At 62.2% G+C, this 14,405-nt stretch carries 14 protein-coding genes; 7 read left to right on the forward strand and 7 right to left on the reverse strand.

Annotation, left to right across the window (positions count from 1 at the left end; genetic code table 11):
- Positions 1-154 precede the first annotated feature (154 nt).
- The 5 genes from QP828_RS03950 (at position 155) to QP828_RS03970 (ending at position 4,526) form a co-directional block, all read left to right on the forward strand.
- Positions 155-994: an aldo/keto reductase gene (locus tag QP828_RS03950; protein ID WP_274732607.1), complete on the forward strand. Its 840-nt coding sequence runs from the start codon at positions 155-157 to the stop codon at positions 992-994.
- 176 nt (positions 995-1,170) lie between these two features.
- Positions 1,171-1,974: a bifunctional hydroxymethylpyrimidine kinase/phosphomethylpyrimidine kinase gene (thiD, locus tag QP828_RS03955; protein WP_274732605.1), complete on the forward strand. Its 804-nt coding sequence runs from the start codon at positions 1,171-1,173 to the stop codon at positions 1,972-1,974.
- A 3-nt stretch (positions 1,975-1,977) separates the two neighbouring features.
- Positions 1,978-2,544: a YdcF family protein gene (locus QP828_RS03960; RefSeq protein ID WP_274732603.1), complete on the forward strand. Its 567-nt coding sequence runs from the start codon at positions 1,978-1,980 to the stop codon at positions 2,542-2,544.
- 39 nt (positions 2,545-2,583) lie between these two features.
- Positions 2,584-3,306 carry an HD domain-containing protein gene (locus QP828_RS03965; RefSeq protein ID WP_274732601.1) on the forward strand — a complete coding sequence of 241 codons (723 nt, stop codon included), beginning with the start codon at positions 2,584-2,586 and terminating at the stop codon, positions 3,304-3,306.
- Positions 3,303-4,526 (forward strand): serine hydrolase domain-containing protein, encoded by a 1,224-nt coding sequence (locus tag QP828_RS03970; protein ID WP_274732599.1) that lies wholly within the window; start codon positions 3,303-3,305, stop codon positions 4,524-4,526. Before QP828_RS03965 ends, QP828_RS03970 begins: the two co-directional genes overlap by 4 nt.
- A gap of 96 nt (positions 4,527-4,622) precedes the next feature.
- On the opposite strand, the gene dnaB is transcribed toward QP828_RS03970, so the two are convergent.
- Positions 4,623-5,987 (reverse strand): replicative DNA helicase, encoded by a 1,365-nt coding sequence (dnaB, locus tag QP828_RS03975; RefSeq protein ID WP_274732598.1) that lies wholly within the window; start codon positions 5,985-5,987, stop codon positions 4,623-4,625.
- Between the two features lie 373 nt (positions 5,988-6,360).
- Here dnaB and QP828_RS03980 point away from each other — a divergent pair, with 373 nt between their 5' ends.
- Entirely contained in the window at positions 6,361-7,794 is a 1,434-nt protein-coding gene (locus tag QP828_RS03980; RefSeq protein WP_274732597.1) for an MATE family efflux transporter, read from the forward strand.
- Positions 7,795-8,134: 340 nt separating this feature from the next.
- On the opposite strand, the gene rplI is transcribed toward QP828_RS03980, so the two are convergent.
- The 4 genes from rplI to rpsF all read right to left on the reverse strand — a co-directional run bounded on the left by rplI (position 8,135) and on the right by rpsF (position 9,923).
- A complete protein-coding gene (gene rplI / locus QP828_RS03985; protein WP_016442030.1) occupies positions 8,135-8,590 on the reverse strand; it encodes a 50S ribosomal protein L9 in 456 nt (151 codons plus the stop codon).
- 11 nt (positions 8,591-8,601) lie between these two features.
- Complete coding sequence (rpsR, locus tag QP828_RS03990) at positions 8,602-8,841, reverse strand: 30S ribosomal protein S18 (RefSeq protein ID WP_016442031.1); 240 nt, start codon at positions 8,839-8,841, stop codon at positions 8,602-8,604.
- Between the two features lie 161 nt (positions 8,842-9,002).
- On the reverse strand, positions 9,003-9,575 hold the full coding sequence (locus QP828_RS03995) for a single-stranded DNA-binding protein (RefSeq protein WP_016442032.1): 573 nt from the start codon (positions 9,573-9,575) through the stop codon (positions 9,003-9,005).
- A 57-nt stretch (positions 9,576-9,632) separates the two neighbouring features.
- Positions 9,633-9,923 (reverse strand): 30S ribosomal protein S6, encoded by a 291-nt coding sequence (gene rpsF, locus QP828_RS04000; RefSeq protein ID WP_016442033.1) that lies wholly within the window; start codon positions 9,921-9,923, stop codon positions 9,633-9,635.
- 287 nt (positions 9,924-10,210) lie between these two features.
- Here rpsF and QP828_RS04005 point away from each other — a divergent pair, with 287 nt between their 5' ends.
- On the forward strand, positions 10,211-10,882 hold the full coding sequence (locus tag QP828_RS04005; protein WP_274732596.1) for a TetR/AcrR family transcriptional regulator: 672 nt from the start codon (positions 10,211-10,213) through the stop codon (positions 10,880-10,882).
- A gap of 63 nt (positions 10,883-10,945) precedes the next feature.
- Here QP828_RS04005 and QP828_RS04010 read toward each other — a convergent pair whose 3' ends face one another.
- Together QP828_RS04010 and QP828_RS04015 are read right to left on the reverse strand one after the other, a co-directional pair.
- On the reverse strand, positions 10,946-12,031 hold the full coding sequence (locus tag QP828_RS04010; protein WP_274732594.1) for a hypothetical protein: 1,086 nt from the start codon (positions 12,029-12,031) through the stop codon (positions 10,946-10,948).
- A 61-nt stretch (positions 12,032-12,092) separates the two neighbouring features.
- Positions 12,093-14,354: a transglycosylase domain-containing protein gene (locus tag QP828_RS04015; protein WP_274732592.1), complete on the reverse strand. Its 2,262-nt coding sequence runs from the start codon at positions 14,352-14,354 to the stop codon at positions 12,093-12,095.
- Positions 14,355-14,405 lie beyond the last annotated feature (51 nt).

Genomic DNA, 14,405 nt, shown 5'->3' on the forward strand with positions numbered 1-14,405 from the left:
TCGGGAGTGAGAGTAGAAATCCGCGCCATAGCAACGTTTTCTCGGGGTCACCCGGAGCTACTCTAAAGCTACTCTAACAATGTTAGAGTAGCCGGCCGGGTGCCGGAGTGCCGGAGTGCCGCTGCGCCGTCGTACCTTCTGCAAGAATAGAACCATGGCAACAATCCCGCTTCTTCCCCTCAATTCCGGCCATTGGATCCCGCAACTGGGCATCGGGACCTACCGCATGGACAACGTCACCGCGCGCCGGGCCGTGCGCGAGGCGCTCGCCATGGGTTATCGGCATATCGACACCGCGCAAATGTACGGCAACGAAGCCGCGGTGGGCACGGCAATCGCGGAATCTGGCGTGGATCGTGAGGATATTTTCCTTGTCACGAAACTCGATAATCCCCATCACGCTCCGCGCGCGGTGCGGGAAACTTTCGCGCGCTCACTCGCGGATCTCGGCACTGATTACGTTGATCTGTTCCTCATTCACTGGCCGATGCTTAGCGGCGATTACGTGGAGGCGTACCAGGTCATGGAGGAATTTGTGGCAGACGGGCGCGCTCGCGCGATCGGCGTTTCCAATTTCGAGCGCCACCACCTTGAGGCGCTGCGTTTCGCCGCGCATATCCAGCCCGCCGTCAACCAAATCGAAGCGCACCCCTATTTCCAGAACGCCGAAGTCACGCAGTACTGCACCGCCGCCGGGATTCGCGTGGAAGCGTGGGCGCCGCTGGCGCGCGGCGCTGTGAACGACGACGCCGTGCTTGCCGAGCTTGCGGCAGCTAAGGGATGCACCGTTGCCCAACTGGTGTTGCTCTGGCACCTCTCGCGCGGGAGAATCGTTTTCCCCGGGGCATCCTCCACCGCGCACCTGGCTGAAAACCTGGCCTGCTTGGAGTACATGCTCCTCAAAGAAGAAGCGGAAGAAATCGACAATATGGATCGTTTCGAAGCCGGGCGCACCGGGCGCCACCCGGATACCTTCCGCCGTAATGGGGAATAGCGGCTGAGCTGGGCTAATGCCGGGGCTTTGGTGTCCAGCGCATAAAACGCCCCATAAATATGGCGTAGCCCTTCGCTAGCATAGAAGTGGTGAAAGGCAGGTCACGCCCCGGTGGGTTGGGGCGGAATATCAGGTGAACGTCACCGTGCCAGGAACCCGTAAGGAAAAGGAGCGGAATGTATTTTGCATACACCATCGCCGGGTCTGAAGCTACCGGCGGTGCTGGATTCCAAGTTGATTTGAAGACCTTCCAGCAGCTCGGGGTGTACGGCATGGGCACGCTCACGTGTATCGTGTCCTTCGACCCGAAAAATAACTGGAACCATCGCTTCGTGCCCGTCCCTCCGGAAGTGATTAGCGCCCAGATGGAAGCGGCGCTGCGCTCCCAGAACATTCGCACCGCGAAGGTCGGCATGCTCGGCCACCCGGATACTATTGAAGCAGTGCGCGCCGGGCTCGCTTCCCAGGAATGGGACAATGTAGTGGTGGATCCGGTCCTCATCTGCAAGGGTCAGGAACCGGGCCAGGCACTGGATACCGATAATGCGCTGCGCACTAAGATTCTTCCCTTCGCCACCGTCACCACCCCAAATAATTTTGAGGCTCGTACCCTCTCCGGCTTGGATAAGCTGGAAACCGAGGAGGATCTCATCGAAGCCGCCAAGCGCATCGGTGAGCTCGGCCCCAAGTACGTGGTGGTCAAGGGCGGGATTGATTTCCCGGGCCCGGATGCCGTGGATGTGCTCTGGGATGGTGAGAAAGCCACCGTGTACCGCGCCCCGAAGATCGGTGAAGAACGCGTCTCGGGTGCCGGCTGCACCCTGGCCGCCGCCATCACCGCGGAACTGGCCAAGGGCGTAGAGATCCACGAAGCCGTGCAGCGTGCCAAGGATATGGTGACCGCCGGTATTAAGGCCCGCGTGGAAGCCAATACCCCCTTCGCCACCGTGTGGCAGGGTGCTTACCGGGACCAGGACTAGGCCATGTCCGGCATCGATCCGGCCGTTCCGGTCATTATTGTGCTGGGCGGCCGGATCGTGCACACCCGCCTGGGGTATCTACCCAGCGGTGGTTTGAAACGCCGCCTTGCACGGGCCCTGGCCGAATATCGCTACGCGCGCTCGCGCGGGGCACGCCCCGCCCTCATCTGCTCGGGCGGGCGGGCCTCACCCGGCGTGCCCAGCGAAGCCCAGGTCATGGCCTCCTGGCTTTCCTCTCGCGGAGTGCCGCACAGCGCTCTCCTGGCAGAAAGCCACTCGCGCACCACCGAAGAAAATATGGGCGATTGCGCCGCGCTGCTCCGCCGGTACGATCCGGTTCCCGGGCTACTGCCCGATGGCACCATCGCCGCGGTCATCGTGACCTCCTGGCAGCACGTGCCCCGGGCCCGGTACTTCGCGGTGAAATTCGGATTTACCCCGGTCATGCGCGGGGCCAGCCTTGCGCCTTCCACCACCCCGAAAGCCCTTTTCTGGGAATTGGGCGCGGTGGGGATTTACCTGGCGCGGGTAGTGGCGCGCCGGGTGCGCAAGCGTCGTCGTAACACTTAAGTACGGAAGGGAGGTAGCGTGGCGTGCCACAATAGAAACGTGACAACGAATCCGTACCTGCGCCCCGCCCTCGCGTTCCTGCGCGAGCACCTGGAAGGTGCCCCGGCCAGCGCGCGCGCCCGCCGCTATCGCTACGAACACTGTTTGCGGGTGGCGGCCATCGGGCGCGGGGTCGCGATGTCCGAAGGCCTCGCGGTAGATACCCTCGAAATTGCCTGCCTCCTGCACGATATCGGGAAATTTGATTCCGCGCGGCCGGTGGATCACGGCCGGGCCGGCGCGCGAATCGTCCGCCCCTTTTTGGACAGCCTGGGCATGCCGGAAGCGGAAGTCACGGAGATCTGCCAGGGCATCGCCATGCACACCGATGGCCGCAGCGAATATCCGGAAGACTCCCCCGAATATCGCGGCCAGCGCGAATACCCGGCGGAGGCCAGCGTGCTCGCGCGGTCGGTCGGGGACTGCGATAACGTGGACCGTTTCAGCGTCTACCGCATCCACGACACCCTGCTGTATCACAATATGGACGCCATGCCGCTCCCCGAGCAGCTCAATTTTATCGACGGATACCTGGCGCGCCTGGGGCGCGAACGTAACTACCACTGCGCCACCCGCAGCGCGCAACGCCTCTGGATTGAAGCACTGGAATTTCAGGAGTATTACTTTTCCCGGATGCGTGAGCAGCTAGCCACCGCGCACCCGTATATGGACCTTGCCGAGGGAAAATCACTACCCTCGGCGCACTCAAGGAGGAATCCATGACAACATTCACGCAGGCGCGCGATTCCATTCACGGCTCCTACGCCCCGGAATTTGCACGGGTGGTGGACGCTTTCGCCGCCTCCATCGCCACCAACCAAGATCGCGGCGGGCAAATCGCGGTCCTCTGGCACGGCGAACCTGTGGTCAATATTTACGGGGGCTGGAACCCACCCGCCGGTGCAAATACCGGGGGCGGCGTGGCCGATGGCGCCGTCGTTGAAGACCCGATCACAGAGCGCACACCCTACCCGGATAACGCGGTGCAGCTTATTTTCTCCCAAACGAAGGGCCTAACCGGCATCTGCTTCGCGGATTGCGTGGCGCGCGGGCTCATTGATCCGGATGCGCGAGTGGCAGATTACTGGCCGGAATTTGCCGCCAATGGCAAGGAAGATATTCGGGTGAGCCAGCTGGCCAGCCACTCCGCCGGCCTGCCCGGTTTTGACCATATTCTGCCCGCGAGCGCGCTTTTTGATTGGGATCTTATTACCTCCGAGCTCGCCGCCCAGGCCCCACGCTGGGAGCCCGGAACCAAACACGGCTACCACGCACTCTCCATGGGCTATCTGGCCGGGGAGCTGGTGCGGCGGGTTTCCGGCCTCACCCCGAAGCACTACCTGGAAGAAAACTTCCGGGCTCCCCTCAACCTTTCTGTGTGGATCGGTTGCCCCGAATCTGAGCGGTCGCGCATCGCCAAGCATTTCTGGGGGCCTCGCACCCAGGGCTGGGGCGGCGCGCTGCGCCAGGCCCAGGCCGACCCGAAGTCCACAACCTCCTACGCCTACCAATCCCCGAAGGATACCGATTCGGCCATCACCGACCCGCATTTCCTCGATGCGGAAATGCCCTCTATCAACGGGCATGCTGATGCGCTCTCCTTGGCAACCCTCTACGCGATGTTCTGCGATGGGCGCTATGCGCGCTACGATGCCGAGCTCATTACCGCGGTATCGGCCACCCGCGCTGAAGGCTTCGACGAAGTGCTGTGCGATTCGACCTCCCGCTACGGGCTGGTCTTCCAGCTGGGTAGCCAGCGCGAACCCATGCTCTCCCGCGGCAGCTTCGGGCACAATGGGCGCGGCGGCTGCCTTTCCTTCGCGGACCCGGGCACCGGGATCTCCTTCTCCTACGTGGAGAACCAGCTTTCTTCCGAGCCACTGCCGCAGGCGCGCGTCTGCCGGCTCCTGGCCGCGGTACGCGACAGCCTCGAATTGGCGTAACTAACCCAGCGGCAGAGTGCCGGTGGTAGAAAAGTATTTTACGTGGGGGTGCGCTGCAGGTCGGCAGCGGCACCCCCGCGATTTTGCTCCACAGGCTTAGTTTTCCGCAAGGTTCGCGAAACGCGCGTAATGGCCCTGGAAAGCCACTTCCACGGTGCCGGTAGGTCCGGAACGCTGCTTGCCAATAATGACTTCCGCCAGGCCGGCCTTCTCAGAATCCTGATGGTACATATCATCGCGGTGGATAAGAAGGACGACGTCGGCATCCTGCTCCAGCGAACCCGATTCACGCAGGTCAGCCACCTGAGGGCGCTTATCATTACGCTTTTCCGAATCACGGTTGAGCTGCGCCACCGCAATAATAGGAATTTCCAATTCCTTAGCGAGCAACTTAATCGAGCGCGAAAACTCCGAAACTTCCTGCTGGCGCGATTCGGGAACCTTCCCGGCCGAAGCCAAAAGCTGGAGGTAGTCGATCACGATCATCTGAATATCGTGCTGCTGCTTAAGCCGGCGTGATTTCGCGCGGATTTCCGGCAAGGTGAGATTCGGAGAATCATCCACAATGAGCGGCGCGGTAGAAATACGTTCGACGGCGCCGGCGACTTTGTCCCAATCCTGCTGTGTCATCTCACCTTTAATCATGCGATCTTGGAACACTCCCGCTTCGGCAGCGAGCAAACGCATGGACAGCTCCGTACGGTTCATTTCCAGGGAGAAGTAGACCACCGGTTGGTGATTGTGGATGGCTGCCTGCCGGCAAAAATCCATCGCCAGAGTGGATTTACCCGCACCCGGGCGGGCCGCCACAATAATCATCTGCCCGGCGCGCAGGCCGTTGAGCTTGGCATCCAGGTCGATAAAACCGGTAGCCACACCTTCTAATTGGCCGGCGCGTTCCGCGTTCTTCTCCAGCTCATCTAAAAGCCCGGGAACGATTTCCGCCATCGTGGCGTAATCCGTGGCCTCACGCGATTGCCCGAGAGAAAAAACTTCTGATTGCGCCATATTAATGAGGCCCATAACATCCGCGCCGTCCGTGGTGTAGCCGAGCTGGGCGATGCGGGTGCCCACTTCCACCAAGCCGCGCAGCTGGGATTGTTCACGCACAATATTCGCGTAATACCCGGCATTCGCAGCCGTGGGCACCGAAGCAACCAGGGTGTGCAGATACGGCAGCCCGCCGATACGCTCAAGATCCCCGCGCTTCTTGAGTTCCGCACCCACGGTAATGGCATCTGCCGGCTCCCCACGCCCGAAAAGCTCCAGGATAACCGTGAAGACCGTGGCATTCGAGGGATGGTAAAAATCATCGGCGGTCAACACCGTCACCACATCGGCAATGGCATCTTTGGAGAGCAGCATCCCGCCCAACACAGATTGTTCCGCCGAGAGGTTTTGGGGAGGGGTACGTTCAAAAGATGACCCCTGCATCTTTGCACCGTTATTGACGACGGACATAGCTTCCCTTTCTCGGCGATAGATCTCCACTGGCTTTCGTAACGCGTTTACGAGGTGAATTTCAAGTTAATTCGCCTGCGCGGATGTGTAAACACGCCGGTGAATTCGTGCATAACCGGTGGACAAACTGTGGATAGCTTGGGGATTGTTCACCATTTGTACCCACAACTATCCACAACTGTGGATGGAGTGGGGGAAATCCCCGGTATCCCGTCCCCAAGTTTGTCCACAACTGTGGATATTCTGCGGGAAAGTTCTCCACATCTTAACTACGTGACGTCACTCACGTTGAGGCTTTCCTCAAGTACTCATCACCTTTGGTTGGTAGCACCGGTTCCGGACGACCCTCCCGGGCTCAGCTAAGCTAGCGGACGTGACGACACCCGAGAAGCATCCTGACGGCCCCGCTGGGGACCGCACAAACAGTGCCAACAAAGACGAGTCCTACACCACTGACTCCGGTACGACCAGCTCCAAGACCCCCACAACCAAGCACGCTATCGACCGCGAGATCGCGCGCCTGGCCCTACCCTCCCTCGGTTCTCTCCTGGCCGAACCACTCCTCGTCGCCACGGATACCGTTATGGTCGGCCACCTGGGCACCGGGCCGCTTGCCGGCCTCGCCCTCGCCTCCACAATTCTCACCACCCTCGTGGGACTGTGCATTTTCCTCGCCTACGCCACCACCTCCGCCACCGCCCGCTACGTGGGAGCCGGCCGTATGAAAGCCGCCCTCTCTCAGGGCATGGACGGCCTGTGGTTGGCCGGAACGCTGGGCGTGCTGCTCGGAGCGATCTTGGCCATCTGGGCGCCCCAGATTCTGGCGGTCTTCGGGGCGGAGGGGATCGTTATCACCGAGGGGGCACGCTATTTGCGTTTTTCCGCCGCGGGGCTCCCCGGTATGCTCGTTGTCCTCGCGGCCACCGGAACTCTGCGCGGACTGGGGAACACCACCACCCCCTTCAAGGTTTCGGTACTCGGCGCACTCGTCAACATTCCCCTCAACTTCGTTTTCATCTACCCGGCCGGGCTGGGCCTGGCCGGCGCCGGAATCGGTACCGCAGCGGCACAAACGGTCATGGGCGTGGTCCTTACCGGCGTCGTCGTACATCATGCCCGCGAGCACCACGCACCGCTCGCTCCACGTGGAGTGGGTGTGCTCCGCGCCCTCCACGATTCCGTGCCCCTCATCGTGCGTTCCGCGGTGCTACGCGTGCTGATCCTGCTGCAAATAACCGGGGCGACCCAACTCGGCACCGAAGCGCTGGCCGCGAACCAGATCACCATGACCATCTGGAATTTCGCCTCCTACGGGCTGGACGCCCTCGCCATGGCCGCGCAAATCCTCGTGGGCCAAGCCTCCGGGGCCGGCGATGAATCGCGCCTGCGGGTAGTGCTCGGGCGCTGCCTCAGCCGCGGCATGAGCGTCGGTGCTGTGCTGGGGGCCGCCACCGTTCTCACCTCACCTCTTATCGTGCGGATTATGAGCACCGCGGGGGACGTGCGCTGGCTGGCTTTCTGGGGCCTCCTCGTCATCGCGGTATTTTTCCCCATCGCCTCGGTGGCATTTATTCTCGACGGCGTCCTCATTGGCGCGGGTGATCTGACGACCCTGGCGTGGATGATGTTTATCCCCCTCGCCCTGTACGGGCCTATGGTGCTCGCTCTGCTGGAATGGACGTCCGGGCAGCCGGGATTCATCTGGCTGTGGATCGGCTATGCCGGGGTGTGCATGAGCGCGCGGGCCCTGCCCATGTACCTGCGGGTACGCGGGGAAAAGTGGGTGCAGCTCGGGAGCTCGAGCTAGGCCATGGCCCAGGGCCGGGGAGGTAGGGCGCCGGACCCGGTATGTGTTTTCCGGGGTGTACTGCGGATGTTGTACATACGAAGTACACCCTTGAAAACACCTAGCACCCTAGCTGGTGCCAGTGTGACTTCTGAGGTTCTTGTGGACGGTGACTCGTGGCCCGTGACTCGTAGAGCACGTGACTTGTACTCGTGGAGCCCGCGGGAGTGCGGATGGGCGTGGTACGGCAAGGGGCACGGTAGCAGCGGCAGCACGAAACTTGCCCGGGCAGCACAAAGGCGGGGGAGACCACATCCGGTTCTCCCCCGCCTTAGCGTGCTGATTAGCTAGCTATCAGCTATTACTTCTTGGGTGCGCGCAGCACATCCACCTGAAGGGATGCCGTGACATCCTCATGCACCCGCACCTTGGCGGTGTAGCTGCCCAGGGACTTGATCGGGGAGGCAAGCGTGATCCAACGCTTGTCCACCGGCTTGCCCACGGTTTCGGTGGCGGCTTCGGCGATGTCCTTGGAGGTCACCGCACCGAAGAGGCGGCCGTTTTCACCGGCGGCCTTCTTCACCTGCACCACGGCTTCGTTAAGCGCATCGCGCAGCGCGTGCGCGGCTTCCAGATCGGTGATGGAGCGCTTGCGGCGCGCTTCGGCCATCTGGTCGATCTGCTTCTGGGCACCCTTGGTCCACGGAGTGGCGTAGCCGCGCGGCAGCAGGTAGTTACGGCCGTAGCCGTCCTTGACGGTGACAACGTCACCGGCGGTGCCGAGGCGTTCGACGTCGTGCGTAAGAATGAGCTTCATTATGTGCCTCCTTAGCGAGCGTTGCTCGAGTAGGGAAGCAGAGCCATCTCACGGGCGTTCTTAATCGCCTTGGCGATCTTGCGCTGCTCCTGAACGTTGACACCGGTCACGCGGCGGGCGCGGATCTTGCCGCGGTCCGAAATGAACTTGCGCAGCGTAGCGGTGTCCTTGTAGTCAATATTGCCGACCTTGATGGCCTTCACCGGAGCGGTCTTCCGCTTCAACGGCTTGCGAAGATGTCCCTTCGCCATAGTTGTCTCCTAATGTTGCTGCGACTCGTGCCTAGCGCAATTCCCGCGAATCCCGCGCGTTACACTGCGCGGCGCGCTGCGGGGCGGCAGCCCGAGTCAAAATGTCAATAACTGGTGTGTGCGTAGTCCCGAAAATCTAGAACGGAAATCTAGACGAAAATTTAGAATGGGGGCATATCGTCGAAAGCGGAACCGCCCTGCGGGGCTTGCGGCTGCTGACTCCACGGATCGTAAGCCGAGCCGCCCTGCGGAGCGTTGTAGCTGGCCTGACCCCCGTAGGAGCCCTGCCCGCCCTGGCCGCTTGGCGCACCTTGACCGCCCGGGTTCTGGCCGTAGCCACCCTGGTTGCCGCGGTTGTAATTACCGCCGCCGCTAGTTTTCGTAACCTGGGCCTTGGCGTAACGCAGCGAGGGCCCGATTTCATCAACCTGAAGTTCCAGACCTTCGCGCTGTTCCCCGTTCTGGGTCTGGTAACGGTTGACCGTAAGCCGGCCCGTTACCAGCACGCGCATGCCCTTCGACAGCGATTCGGCGACATTCTCCGCGTAGTCACGCCACGCCGAGCACCGCACGAACATTGGCTCGCCATCTTCCCACTGGTCAGTTTGGGCATTGCGCTTGCGCGGGGTGGAAGCAACCGTGAAGCTCGCGACCGCCACACCACCTGACGTGAAACGCATTTCCGGATCGGCGGTGAGGTTACCGACGATCGTAATGACCGGTTCGTTTGCCATAATCGCTCCTATTACCCCGTTGTTTTCTCAGATTCGGTTCTTACGCTGGTGGTACGTTTACTTTGCTTCGCGACGCAGGAGCTTGATGCGGAGCACGTCCTCATTGAGGCCGAGCTGGCGGTCAAGTTCGCTTGCGGTTGCGGGAGTCGCCTTCATATCGACGACGACGTAAATACCCTCGGAGTGCTTGTTAATGTCATAAGCAAGCTTCCGGCGGCCCCAAATATCGACCTTTTCCAGTTCGCCGCCCTCATTGGGGACAACCTGGAGCAGCTTCTGAACGTTGGTCGACAGATTACGTTCGTCAACGTTCGGAGAAAGGATGATCATCATCTCGTATTCACGCATGTCTACCCACCTCCTCTGGTCTAAACGGCCGCGGTCCGTCCGCGGCAGAAGGGTTATGCGTTGACCGGCCCGTTCGCATGCTTACGCACGCGAACAGATAGGTCAGTCCCTCAGTCTAGCCGGTAGCGGCAGTGTTTTCCAGATGGTTAAATATGGAGCGGCCCACGCCTTTTCGCCTGTATTTCCGTGAGAATCCCGGCCCTGAACGCAGGGGGAACGGTAGACTTTCCCTAGGTCGCTCCACCGCGATTGTGGCGGCCTACCGGGCACAAACACAGGAGCGAGCTATGAGTGAAGGTGAAGCACCCACCACACGGGAAAAGCTGCTGGATGCGGCCCGCGCGCAACTTGACCGCGCCGGCGGCGAACAGCTTTCTATGCGCGCGATCGCTCGCTCCCTGGAGCTTTCCCCGGGTGCTCCCTACCGCCACGTACGCTCCCGCGAAGAACTCCTCACCGCCCTGGCGGCCGAAGCCTACCGCGACCTGGCCGGAGCGATGCGCCGGGCGGCGGACCAGAAAATATCGGGGCGGGAACGCTGGGTGGCGGCCTGGCGCGCCGCCCACAGCTGGGCCCTCGCTTACCCGAACCGCTTCTCCCTTATTTACGGCGCCAGCGCCATTGATTTTTCCAATCCGGAAATGACCACGGCCGCGGCCCTGCGCGTCCCCCTCGAATTGGCTCGCATCGCCAAAGGCGGGCGCAATAAAGCCCTGACCGGCCCGGAAACCCGCGCGCTCGGGGTGGATCTGTGGCGGATTCGCATGACCTTCGGTTCCCTCGATGCGGAGCTGGCCGAGCTCCCGGACGGCCTCATCGTCTCCGTGATCCGCGCGTGGACGGAACTGGTAGGAACCATCACCCTGGAGATGACCGAAAGATACGCCGGCCTGTTCGACGATCACCTCGGCTACCTTGATACGGTCGCCAACCAGTGGGCGGGCACCCTCCAGCTCTAGGTCACCGTTCGGCAGACCGCAGGCAGCCGAAAGGCCCAACTTGAGGCGCCCGGCGAGCTAGCTCTAGGCGAGTGGCAGTCCGGACTCCGCTCCGGTCACGCGCGCGTGCAGCTCGACCACCTCCGCGGCGCGCCCGGTAGGAGCGGGCCCGAACGCAGCAATAAAGCGCGTGGTGGCGTGGCCGGCGCGGGCGTCGTCGTACTGCGTCAACCACCGGAGCATTTCCTCGTGCGCAACCTGATCGCAGAGCGCCGACGACGCATCGTACTCGGGCCAACGCACGCCGGGCGCCGCGATCCCGACTCGCCAGGGTTTGGCACTCAGGCGCGCCCGGTACGATTCGTACACCCGGCACAGGCGCATATAGAGCGGGTCGGAACCGAGCTGGTTGAGGATCATCTGCGCTTCCCCGGAGTCCGCAGCAATACCTTCAACCGCTACGATAACGCGGAAACCTTTGAAGGTGCGGTAGACGAAAATCGGCCATGCTGCATTGAGCCGCGCGAAGTGCTCGATACGGTCAAAGGCAATGAGTTCAGCTTCGATCATGTACTGGCGTACCGGCGCTGTTTCGGTGATGAGCCCCGGGATGGAGGCGGGATCGGAGGCGGTGTTCGACACGGTAGTCGATGCCGGTTCCGGTGCGGGATCAAAAGCCGATCCGGCGGGCCGCTCCTGTTTCTGCGCGCCGAACCCGAAAAGTCGAGCGAAGAAACCGGGCTTCTTGGGGGATCCTGCCGCATGTTCCCCGGCTCGCCTACCGGCTCTTTTGCGGCCGCGGGCGCGGGCTGCTTCTTCTAATTCGGGAACGTCCACATCCGCGATGAGGATATCCGAGGTATTGAGAACTTCGGCTCCGTAGCGGTTCCGGGTGATCGCACAGGTGGGAGTGCCATTCTCCGTACTGAGAACAGAAAGAATCTCTTCGCGCAGCGGGGTGCCCGGATAGTATTCCGCGCGAGCTTGCCGTTCGCGGGGAAAATGACCGAGTTCAGCAATGCGATCAACGAGGCGCTGCAGCCGCACCTTCGCGACTTTTTGCGCTTCTTCTTCCGAATTCACGGACCAGCCCCATTGCGCCACCGTGGCCGGCCCCGAGGTGGTAGATACCGGGGCGCTCTCCCGCGCCCAGAAGGGATAGATCTTCATGACTCCAGTCTAAAACGCGGGTGGCTCACACTTCGAGAGCGTGGAGCGCACTAGCCCGCGCTTACCCAACCGCACCGGGAACGCGCTCACGCTCGGCCGGCTCGGTGGGTAGCGGGATGGTTTCCGTGGGCGGGGCTGGCATCCGGGTGGGCTGCAGCTCCGGGGGCACGGTCGCGCTCGGTTCAGGCTCCGGCGCCTCGGTGGCCGGCGCTGGCTGCTCGGTAGGCTCCGCGCTCGGTTCGGGCGTCGTCGTTACTTCTTCCACCGGTTCGGGGCGCGTGGGGCGGTAGCTGGGGCGCTTGTCCCCAATAAGCTCCGGTTCGGGGAATTTCGGCAAATCCATACCGCCCGTCACGGCCTTCATGAAGTCCACCCACATATCCACCGGGTAGCCGTTCCCGCCGATACCCCACGGGTAGGCACCCCAGCCGCCCAGCGATTCTTCCTCACCGTTCGGCCCGATCTGGAACATATTCACCGTGGTAATAATCTTCGGGTTGTAGCCCACGAACCACGCGGATTTCAAGTCCGTGGAAGTTCCGGTTTTCCCGGCCACCTGGAAGCCGAGCCGCCCGGCCCGATCCGCGGTCCCGCGCGGACCGGTGGGCTCCTGGAGTAGCTCGTTGAGATTATCGGCAATGCGCTGGTCGAGCACCCGCTTACCGGCCGTATCCGCACGGTATACCACGGTGCCCTGCGCGTCACGCACCTCGCTGACCAGGTGGAGGGGCACACTCACCCCGCGGTTGGCGAACCCGGCGAAAGCCTGGGTGAGTTCCTTATTGGTGGGCGAAGCCGAACCGAGCACATTGGTGAGGGAATTATCCAGGCCCGGCGTGGTCTCCGGGATTCCGGCCTCAATCGCGGCGGCGCGGGTATTGCGCGGCCCCACTTCCTCGTTGAGCTGCGCATAGTACGTATTCACCGAGTTCGCGGTAGCTGTGCGCATATTGATATTGCCCATATTGGCGTCGTCGAAATTGCTGATCGTGATATCGCCAATTTTCAATTCCGCGGGGGAATTGTAATAGGTGCCGTCGATGGATTTACCCTGCTTGAGGGCCGCGAGCGCGCCGAAGGGTTTGAATGTTGATCCGGCCTGAGCGCGATCCTGCGTGACGGTATTGCGCTGGCGTTCCTGGTAGTCCGCGCCGGCGTACATCGCGTAAATACCTCCGGTGGAGGGGTCCGCGGAAAGCATGCCCACGTAGTTGTTCTCCGGGCGGTCCTTGGGGAGGGCATTGACGACGTCAACCGCGGCCTGCTGCATGGTCGGGTCTATTGTGGTGACAATCGTATAGCCGCCCCGGTTGAGGCTGTCCTCGGTGAACTTTTCCGTGGCGATAAGTTCCTGCTGGGCGGCGGCCAGCAGGTAGCCGTTCGTTCCGCTGAATTGCTTGGCGGCAACATACTCGATGGTTGCGGGCATGGTGGCGGCCGCGGCCTGCTCAGCGGTGATATAGCCGTCTTCGAGCATGCGGTTAATGACCCGGTCGAAACGTTGGGAGGCTCGCTCCGGATCAACCGCCGGGTCCCAGGCGGAGGGCGCCGGAATAACCGCGGTGAGGAGCGCAGCCTGGTCCAGGCTCAGCTGCGCGGCGGGAATCCCGAAGTAGTTCTGGGCCGCGCTTTCGATCCCGTAGGCGCCGCGCCCGAAGTAAATCGTATTGAGATAGTTTTCCAGAATGTCCTGCTTGGAGGAATTGCGATCCACCTTGACCGCGAGTACGGCTTCTTTCACTTTGCCGATGTAATCGGTGGTGGTGCCCAGGTAGTAGTTTTCCACGTACTGCTGGGTGAGGGTGGAGCCGCCCTGGCGCGCCCCGCCGCGAATATTATTGACGACGGCGCGCGCGATGCCACCCAGGTCAATCCCGGAATTGGAGTAGAAGGTGCGGTCTTCGGAAGCAATCACCGCATTCCCCACGTAATCCGGTAGGGATTCCAAGGGGACCGGGGTGCGGTTCACCTCGTACATGCTGCCCAATTCGGTGCTGCCATCGCGGTAGTAGAGAGTGGTTTTTTCCGCGGTCGCAATATCATCGGGGCTGGGAACAGGTAGGAAAATGTAGAGGGTCACCAGGGCAACCAGCCCGCCGAAGCCCAGGGTGAAGAACAACCCGAGCACGAAACGCCACGAAGGAATCCAGCGGTGAATCGGCCCTTTGCCGCGGCGCGGGTAATTCCATACGGAGCGCTTGCGGCGCGCGCCAGCGCCCGGTCCGCCCCGGCGCGCTCCGGCACGACCCGCGGGAACTGCGCCGCGCCCAGCTTGCGTGCGCGTGCGCTCCTTCTGTGTCCGACCCGTTCGCGTTCCAGCCATCGTTACTCCCTACCGGCGCGCGGTCGCGCCGCGTATCTAGTCTGCCTCAGG

Origin of the sequence: Actinotignum sanguinis (assembly GCF_030230305.1) — a bacterium.
Lineage (GTDB): Bacteria > Actinomycetota > Actinomycetes > Actinomycetales > Actinomycetaceae > Actinotignum > Actinotignum sanguinis.

What these genes read in the sequence shown, in the direction of transcription:
- dnaB (WP_274732598.1), bottom strand. Translation starts at nt 5,987, where the DNA reads ATGTCCGTCGTCAATAACGGTGCAAAGATGCAGGGGTCATCTTTTGAA.
- rpsF (WP_016442033.1), bottom strand. Translation starts at nt 9,923, where the DNA reads ATGCGTGAATACGAGATGATGATCATCCTTTCTCCGAACGTTGACGAA.
- QP828_RS03995 (WP_016442032.1), bottom strand. Translation starts at nt 9,575, where the DNA reads ATGGCAAACGAACCGGTCATTACGATCGTCGGTAACCTCACCGCCGAT.
- QP828_RS04010 (WP_274732594.1), bottom strand. Translation starts at nt 12,031, where the DNA reads ATGAAGATCTATCCCTTCTGGGCGCGGGAGAGCGCCCCGGTATCTACC.
- QP828_RS03960 (WP_274732603.1), top strand. Translation starts at nt 1,978, where the DNA reads ATGTCCGGCATCGATCCGGCCGTTCCGGTCATTATTGTGCTGGGCGGC.
- QP828_RS03950 (WP_274732607.1), top strand. Translation starts at nt 155, where the DNA reads ATGGCAACAATCCCGCTTCTTCCCCTCAATTCCGGCCATTGGATCCCG.
- QP828_RS04005 (WP_274732596.1), top strand. Translation starts at nt 10,211, where the DNA reads ATGAGTGAAGGTGAAGCACCCACCACACGGGAAAAGCTGCTGGATGCG.
- thiD (WP_274732605.1), top strand. Translation starts at nt 1,171, where the DNA reads ATGTATTTTGCATACACCATCGCCGGGTCTGAAGCTACCGGCGGTGCT.
- rplI (WP_016442030.1), bottom strand. Translation starts at nt 8,590, where the DNA reads ATGAAGCTCATTCTTACGCACGACGTCGAACGCCTCGGCACCGCCGGT.
- QP828_RS04015 (WP_274732592.1), bottom strand. Translation starts at nt 14,354, where the DNA reads ATGGCTGGAACGCGAACGGGTCGGACACAGAAGGAGCGCACGCGCACG.
- QP828_RS03970 (WP_274732599.1), top strand. Translation starts at nt 3,303, where the DNA reads ATGACAACATTCACGCAGGCGCGCGATTCCATTCACGGCTCCTACGCC.
- rpsR (WP_016442031.1), bottom strand. Translation starts at nt 8,841, where the DNA reads ATGGCGAAGGGACATCTTCGCAAGCCGTTGAAGCGGAAGACCGCTCCG.